At 52.6% G+C, this 5,891-nt stretch carries 4 protein-coding genes and 2 pseudogenes; 4 read left to right on the forward strand and 2 right to left on the reverse strand.

Annotation, left to right across the window (positions count from 1 at the left end; translation table 11 throughout):
- The 3 genes and pseudogenes from GTU67_RS14950 to vapC form a co-directional block, all read left to right on the forward strand.
- Positions 1-590 (forward strand): annotated as a pseudogene (locus GTU67_RS14950) (hypothetical protein); the annotation flags it as partial.
- Positions 591-861: 271 nt separating this feature from the next.
- The gene (gene vapB, locus GTU67_RS14955) at positions 862-1,092 is read left to right on the forward strand and encodes a type II toxin-antitoxin system VapB family antitoxin (RefSeq protein ID WP_185780788.1); all 231 of its coding nucleotides are present in this window, start codon (positions 862-864) and stop codon (positions 1,090-1,092) included.
- Positions 1,092-1,499, forward strand: a complete 408-nt coding sequence (gene vapC, locus GTU67_RS14960; RefSeq protein WP_185780789.1) for a type II toxin-antitoxin system tRNA(fMet)-specific endonuclease VapC — start codon at positions 1,092-1,094, stop codon at positions 1,497-1,499. The genes vapB and vapC overlap by 1 nt, the downstream gene beginning before the upstream one ends.
- A 686-nt stretch (positions 1,500-2,185) precedes the next feature.
- On the opposite strand, the gene GTU67_RS14965 is transcribed toward vapC, so the two are convergent.
- Both GTU67_RS14965 and GTU67_RS14970 read right to left on the reverse strand, forming a co-directional pair.
- Positions 2,186-3,595 (reverse strand): hypothetical protein, encoded by a 1,410-nt coding sequence (locus tag GTU67_RS14965; protein WP_185780790.1) that lies wholly within the window; start codon positions 3,593-3,595, stop codon positions 2,186-2,188.
- A gap of 771 nt (positions 3,596-4,366) precedes the next feature.
- A complete protein-coding gene (locus GTU67_RS14970) occupies positions 4,367-4,624 on the reverse strand; it encodes a hypothetical protein (protein WP_185780791.1) in 258 nt (85 codons plus the stop codon).
- A 334-nt stretch (positions 4,625-4,958) separates the two neighbouring features.
- Here GTU67_RS14970 and GTU67_RS15470 point away from each other — a divergent pair.
- Positions 4,959-5,153: pseudogene (locus tag GTU67_RS15470) on the forward strand (IS3 family transposase); the annotation flags it as partial.
- Positions 5,154-5,891: the final 738 nt, after the last annotated feature.

Raw genomic sequence — 5,891 nt, forward strand, 5'->3', positions numbered from 1 at the left:
CAGTGGGTAGCAACGAATTGCTGTTTACATTTCCGGTAATTAACCTGGCTAAATGGGCTGCAAGGGCCGACGAGCTACACCGCATTGCACCCGCAAACCCCTTTGCCGTCGTGATCCTGGCCCAACTGGCCTGCCGGGCTACGCAAACATCCGCCGAATCCCGCTTGGTGAGCAAGCTGGAATTGGCTAAACTATTGAAATATTGGGGTTATGACGTTGGGCAGCGCATTAACCTGTTGCGCATCATCGATTCATTGCTGATACTGCCCAAAGCCATGGAAGATACTTTCATGACAACCCTGACGACGCAAATCGAGGAACCGCAAGCCATGACATTCATCAGCAACATCGAACGCTACTATTTGCAGCGTCACATTGATGAGAACAAGCAGGGGTGGCTGGAAGAGGGGCTCAGCAAAGGCGAGCGCCACGGCGCCGCCGATGTGCTGCACGCCCAGCTACAACAAAAATTCGGCACACTTCCCGACTGGGCGGCCGACCTAATCCACCAAGCCGACACCAACACGCTGCAACGTTGGGCTATTAACGTCTTAAGCGCCCAAACCCTGCAAGCCGTTTTCGAGCAGTAATCTTCGTTGTGCTGATAGCAGCTATTTGCAGACTATCGCGCTAATCTTTATCAATAATTAACAACAAACTATTTCTACGTCTTGCATAAATATCTTTCAAGCCGAATCGGCAGGCATCACCAAACTCAGAGGGAGGATGTTGCTTTGAATTTGCTCAAGGCTCGGCTTGCATGTGAGGCCTTGCTATAAGCTGTTTTGTATATCTCATTGACATATTCTTTTATAGTCCTTAGTATGGGATATACATTAGCCATATCCCAAGAGGTCTCCCATGGAACAAGGTGCGGTTTTTCAAAGTAATCGTAGTCAGGCCATACGGCTGCCCAAGGCCGTAGCGCTTCCTGAAAGCGTTAAGCGGGTCGACATTGTGGTGTTTGGCCGCACCAGAATCATAACGCCTGTCGGTGAAACGTGGGATAGCTGGTTCGATGACGAGGGGGTGACGTCCGATTTTATGGCGCAACGTGAGCAGCCGGCGGATCAGGAGCGCGAGGCGTTCTGATGATCAAGTTTATGCTTGATACCAACATTTGTATTTTTACTATCAAGAATCGTCCACAAGAAGTTCGAGAAGCCTTTAAGCGGCACCACGGTCAAATGTGCATCAGCACAGTAACCTTGATGGAGTTGATCTACGGCGCAGAAAAGTCCTCGAATCCAGAACGTAATCTGGCTGATGTTGAGGGCTTTGCGGCTCGCCTCGAAGTGCTCCGATATGACCCAGAAGCGGCAGCTCACACAGGGCAGCTTCGTGCAGAGCTCGTGCGCGAGGGTAAGCAGATTGGTCCTTACGACCAGATGATCGCGGGCCATGCGCGTTCTAGGGGACTTATTGTTGTTACTAACAACCGTCGCGAGTTCGACCGCGTACCCGGTCTAAGGGTTGAGGATTGGGTCACAAGTTCCTGATAAATCGGCTGTTTTCAAACAAGTTCGCAGCGGCCAAGGCCTGGATGCCGGGTAGTCCCGCAGGGGCCACGCGATCGCCCACCCGGCGCCACACCCCGCGTCGGCTTGCGCCGGCCTTCCGGTGTACCGCACCCCTGAGCTTGCGAAGCAGTAAGAAAAGAGCTTGCACCTGTCATCGTAGCTGCTTTTACCGCTTAACCTATAAAACAGGGGGTTGCTGATATCTTCGGCAACCCCTTGTTTTAATTGCTGGCGCTTCACAGCACATCCATAGCCGTACTGGCAGAAAAAACCCGCTCGGTGGCGGGTTTGGTAGTGCTGGCCAATTTCTTTTCACTGCTATATAGCAAGCAGGCGGTAAAAATGGCCAAGAACCGCATGGAAACTGGTGGGCCCCCCGAGAGTCGAACTCGGCACCAACGGATTATGAGTCAAAAAAGCCTATCCAGTTTATACAGAACATTAAAATAAATCAATAAGTTAGGCTTCAAGAAACATCAAAAAAAACAACAAACATAACAAAAATTGTCTCATGTTTTGTCTCATGTTTTGTCTCATCTGGTTGTTTTAAAAATGAGTGCGTACACGTTTATTTGGTATGAGAAAGAACAAAGTATGTTTTCTGCTCAGCCAGTCTGTTGGGGCGCGTTAGTTTATTAGCCCATGCGTTGCCTCAGGCGCCGGCTTTAGTTTTTGAGTTTTTGGTGACTTCCGTAGCTTGGGCGTGGGTGCTCTACTGGGGTCGGCTCTGGCGCTGGTCTTGCGCGTTCCTGCGCCTCCTTTTTAAGTTCCTCGAAATACCTTGTCTTAAGGTGGGGGTGATCATACAAAAGGTTGGTTAAGTCCTCCCTTGCTTTGTTGTGCTCAAAGCTTTGTTTGGGTGCGGTTTGGTAAAGCTTTTTAAGCTTGCAGTACTTTTCGTCTAGTCGCTGCGCTTGCTCTTTTTTCATTCTCTCTTTTTCTTCCTCCACCCAGCTTGGTACTGTGGGCGCTGGCTTTGGTTTGGCTGTTAGGCCCATGTCCAAAAGCCTGCGTTTTCCCCCCGCAGGGCGGGGGGTAGGGGGGTGGGGGAAGTTGTTCTTTTGGGTGAGTGCGGCAGCTTGCTGCCGAGGCTGGTCTTGCTCGTCGGCGATGTTTTGAAGCTCTTTTGGCTGCTCGGCTGGCTTCGCTTTTTTTCCCTCTACTGTCGCCGCGCTCGCGCGCAATTCCCCCAGGGGTTTGGGGGGTGGAGGTTGGTTTTTTGCTGGGGTTTGGCGCTTTGTGGCTTGCCTTGCCGCTACCTCTTTGGCTTGCTTGAAGAGCTTGCTTGCTCGCACCATCGCGGCCGTCGCACCGGCCGTTAATGCGTCGCTGGGCTTGATGCGACCTGCGACTTTGGCTTCTTCGTATTTTTGAACGTCAGCCTTTTTGTAAACGCGTGAATACGCGGGGGGCTCGTCCCAGCCCATGAGATCTTGAAGTCTCTTGAGTGACATTCCAACGTTTTTGCCTGCGAATTTTGGGCCACCAGCCAACGCATAGCTCACGCCCTGCGCCTTTAAGCTGCTTTCGCTCTTTGCCCAGGTAATGGTTACGCCGCAATCTCGGGCGAACAGCCGCAATTGCTCGGGATTGGTGATGCCCTGGGCCTTTGCTCGCTCAAGCATGGCGTTCAGTGCTGCTTGCGTTAGCAATTTCGGTGCAGGCACGGTCTTTTCTTTGCTTGTCGCTTGTGCGTTGTGTGATTGGGCATCAGCGCGGGCAAAGTCGCGTGGCGGCGTTTTGCGCCACGGGCTGTTGTTAAGCCCTTCTTTGATGGTTGCGTCCCGCAGCACGCTATCTGCGACAAACTCTACATCGCCTCGTTCGGCGGCTTTTTCAACTTGTCGCTCAAGCGTCAGATGACCCCATCGCCAACGCTCGGCCGCCTGCAGGTCGCCCGTTTCTTTTGCAACTGCGTCGGCAATCACGCTGGCAACGTGCTCGCGCCAGGCGCGTAGTTCGCTATGGTTCGTGGGCTCAAGACCTGCGGCTTTGCGCACTGCTGCGCGCTGCTCAAACATGATTCGCTCGCCCATGATGAAGCCGCCGTCTTCGGTTGGGTGAATGTGGCGCAAGGGGTGGCTAATGTGAAAGTGCCAGTTTTTTTCATCTTCGTCCGGTGCGTGCATGGCGGCAAAGATGGGGACGTCATCGCGTTGCGCGCGTAGGTGGTCGCAAAGGGTTCTGACAATTTCGGCGCGCGCCTCGTTACTCAGGTTCTCCGGTAGGGACCCGGTTAGATGGGCCATTTGCCGCGAGTTAGCCTGGCGGCCGGCGGTGCGCTCCGCTTCGCGGGCGACGGCTAGTAAGTCGAGTGCGGCGGCAGGGATCTTGTCAGGCGCGCTGATGTACATGAAAGCGATGCGTTCGTCGCCTTTTTCGTCAAGCCCAAAGTCATACTTAAGCTTATCGGTGCAAGATTTTGGCGCGCGGTTTTTGCCAGCCCGATTGCTGTACTTTTGATTGAGATGGTACTGGCTGGCGCTTTTTGGCGCGCGCGGCGTGCGGGGAGTGCGCACTTTTGTGCTTTTGCTTTTTTTGCTGCTGCCCTCTCGGGTCTGTTTGTCCATTAGGCGCGCGGCAGCCTTTGCCGCTTTGCGGCGACGGTTCTCGTCTTGCATTTGTTGTATGCGCTGAATCGCTGCGCGGGCCTTATCGCTCATTCCAAAAACCTATGCAAAACCAAAAGGGGGGACCCGGCCGCGCCAGCGGCTGGGGGCAAAGCCCGAACCGCGAAGCGCGTTCGTTGCGGTCCAGGCGCAGCGCTGGCAAACGTGCACTCGAGAATTCGAGTGCTAAGTGCGCCCTCAGTGACAGACTTCATCTTGGCCGGGAGCCCTTTTGGCTTAACCCACATTTTGGTTTTGCTGTGCTTTTGCATGACCGCTGCAAATCAGCATCAACTCTTTACGAAAGTCGGCAAGCGCCTCTTTATCCTGCTCGCGCAGTTTTGCTGTGTTGAGCGCCTGCAGTAGCTGTTGGGCAAAGCTGGAATTGCTGCGAGCTATGCCCATCGTGAAGCCGCCCAGTACGACTTTGCCGCGCGTATCAAATCGGCGCTGGTCACTCGCCGCTTTACGCAAGGCGTCGCGGGCTTTCTGCATGCGCTCGGCTGGAGTCAAGCGCTTGCGTGTTTTTTCTGTTGCGGCGGGTTGTGTTTGGGTTTGATTTGTCATTGCATTTTTCCTTTAAAGGTTTCGTTTTTTAATATTGTCACAACTATGAAAAAATGCAAGCAATTGATTTATATCAATAATTGAATTATTTACTTCTATTTTGATATAGAAAATTTTATATGTTTATTGAGATTGGCAACAGATTAATAAAGCCATAAATGAATCATTTTTTCGATCTTGATTACTGCGTACCTGGTCATAACATTTATTCATTCGCCCACGCTTTGGAAGTGCAGGCAAACTTTAAAAGGTGTGCAGAGTCATGGCCGATTCAGAACAAATTTTGCCCGAGGCGCGTGAGCGCGCCGTGCGCATGCTGCAAGAGCACCGTGGCGAGTATCCAGCGTTGTGGGCGACCATCGAATCGATGGCCCCGAAGATTGACTTTGTGCAGCAGAGCTTAAGCGAGTGTGTGGGCACGCATGACGTCGATGCAGGCACGCTTGACGGGGTCACTAAGCGTCACGGTGTAAGCGAAGTGTTAATTTCTTTCATAATGCGCACTCCGAGCAGAGTGCAACTACGATCCGCTTCGGATCAGGGTGGCTTCCTGTTTGTGGCCACAATCGGCCAGAAGCAGCCGGTCAGTACTTTCCTGCAGTCGACCTCTTCAGTTTGCAAGTAGATGGAGGCGAATTAATGGTGCCACCCGGCTTTCGGATGCGTCACTATCGTTGGCCGCAGCGATCCTTTGCCATAGATTGGGGGATGGTTTGCTCGCTTGAGTTAACGGCGACGTCGAAAAAGCCGAGGCCTTTGTGGTGACTATGTAAGGTTAAGTGGCCGCGTGATTAAGGCGCTAGGCTGTCGATAGCGACACATGCTTGGCCAATCTCCGACTAACTTATCTCAACTGCTGCACCTATAATCCGACCAGCTGTCACGGAGTTCCTACCGAGCTATATCTACTGTCCTAAAACCATGCCCACTGTTCGCATCCTTCAGAATCTATCGCTTCGCGAGGCAATCAACTTCTGCTTATTTTGTGGTGCTAAGAAGTCCTTTCTTTTGGATTGCATCTGGTTTTGGAGACACTTTAATGTGTCCACTCTTGGCCGATTGTAGCCAAACAACGTAAGCGTCCGCTCAGCACCGTCTTGCGCTACAGCTGAATTTCCCTCAGGCGTTGGTTGACCTCGTTTAGATCGAAGGCGCTTGGGTCGAAGGGACCACCGCACCACTGCATCATCTGTCC

Source organism: Pusillimonas minor, assembly GCF_014237865.1.
Taxonomy (GTDB): Bacteria; Pseudomonadota; Gammaproteobacteria; order Burkholderiales; family Burkholderiaceae_B; genus Neopusillimonas; species Neopusillimonas minor.

Excerpts from the sequence above, each read along its gene's own strand:
- vapB (WP_185780788.1), top strand. The coding sequence starts at position 862 with ATGGAACAAGGTGCGGTTTTTCAAAGTAATCGTAGTCAGGCCATACGG.
- vapC (WP_185780789.1), top strand. The coding sequence starts at position 1,092 with ATGATCAAGTTTATGCTTGATACCAACATTTGTATTTTTACTATCAAG.
- GTU67_RS14970 (WP_185780791.1), bottom strand. The coding sequence starts at position 4,624 with ATGCAGAAAGCCCGCGACGCCTTGCGTAAAGCGGCGAGTGACCAGCGC.